A 1222-nucleotide genomic window follows, 5' to 3' on the forward strand; every position below is an offset into this window, starting at 1 on the left:
GTGATGGAATGGATGAACCGCTATTTTGCTCTGTATAAAATCGCGGAGTTGGGCAGNTTTACCCGAGCGGCGGAGGCGCTGGGATATACGCAGTCCGCGTTAAGTCAAATGATCGCATCACTTGAAAACGAGCTGTCGATCAAACTGCTCATTCGTTCTCATACCGGGGCACAGCTCACTTTGGAGGGGGCGGAGTTATACCCCTTTGTGGAGCGCTTGGTCTACCAATACCGGGCTGTCCAGGAAAAGGCCAATGAAATCAAAGGACTGGAAACCGGCGTTATCCGTATCGGCACGATCTCCAGCATTTCCGCCCACTGGCTGCCTGGACTGCTGAAAGGATTTCAAAAAGAATATCCTCATGTGGAGTTCGTTCTGCACCAGGGGGACTACACGCTGTTTCAAGAATGGCTGAAAACGGGGGCAATCGATTTTGCCTTTGTCAATCCGGCGGCGGTCAGTGGGATCAAAACGGTGGTGCTGAAGGAGGGTTCTATGCTGGCCGTATTGCCGGAACATCACCCTCTGGCTCAATTGGAAGTCGTACCACTGAAGGCACTGGCAGAAGAATCGTATATTCTGCTGGAGGAAGGGCATTACTCTGAACCGCTAGAGGCATTCCGGGAATGCGGCCTGACCCCGAACATTCGCTATACCATTCACGACGATTATTCCATTATGACGATGGTAGAAGCGGGGCTGGGTGTCAGCATCTTAGCGGAACTTGTGCTGCATCGAGCCCCTTATAATTTGGCGCTGCGGCCTACAGTCCCGGCGGTAAGCCGAACATTAGCGGTAGGATACCGGGACAAGAACAGCCTGCCAATCGCAAGCAAGTATTTTATTGATTATTTGATACATCACGTCGATGAATTACCCTAGAGTCTCTAGTATGATGTCGGCAGAGCGGAGAAACGCCTCCAGCATCCCAGAGCGACGGGATGCCAGTGGCGTTTTTTCGTTCTGGATGGGGAGAATCTACACGCTGAAATTCAACTGCCGGTAATAGCCATCGTAAACACGGGAAATGGGCTTGTCCGCCACGGCGGGTCGATCCGGGCCATAGAGCAGAGCGCCCACTTTGTAGCTGACACCGTTGACGAAAACAGTTTCCCCGGCGCTGTGACTGCCAAACTTCGTCAGCCAGGCCAAAGCCTCGCTTACTGTGCAGCCACGCCGAAGCCGTCCCTGTTCATCCCACAGCGGATCATAATCAAGACTC

Annotated in this window: 2 protein-coding genes; one reads left to right on the forward strand and one right to left on the reverse strand. The window is 53.0% G+C overall.

The annotated features are described in order from the left end of the window. Window positions 1–882 (forward strand): LysR family transcriptional regulator (locus JX325_RS17175; protein WP_243414166.1); only part of this gene is annotated, 882 nt, incomplete at its 5' end. Window positions 883–978: 96 nt separating this feature from the next. Here the strand turns inward: JX325_RS17175 and JX325_RS17180 are convergent. Continuing rightward, the coding region (locus tag JX325_RS17180) for a hypothetical protein (RefSeq protein WP_204792223.1) at window positions 979–1222 on the reverse strand (244 nt) is incomplete at its 5' end.

Origin of the sequence: Oscillibacter sp. CU971 (genome assembly GCF_905219725.1) — a bacterium.
GTDB lineage: Bacteria > Bacillota > Clostridia > Oscillospirales > Oscillospiraceae > Oscillibacter.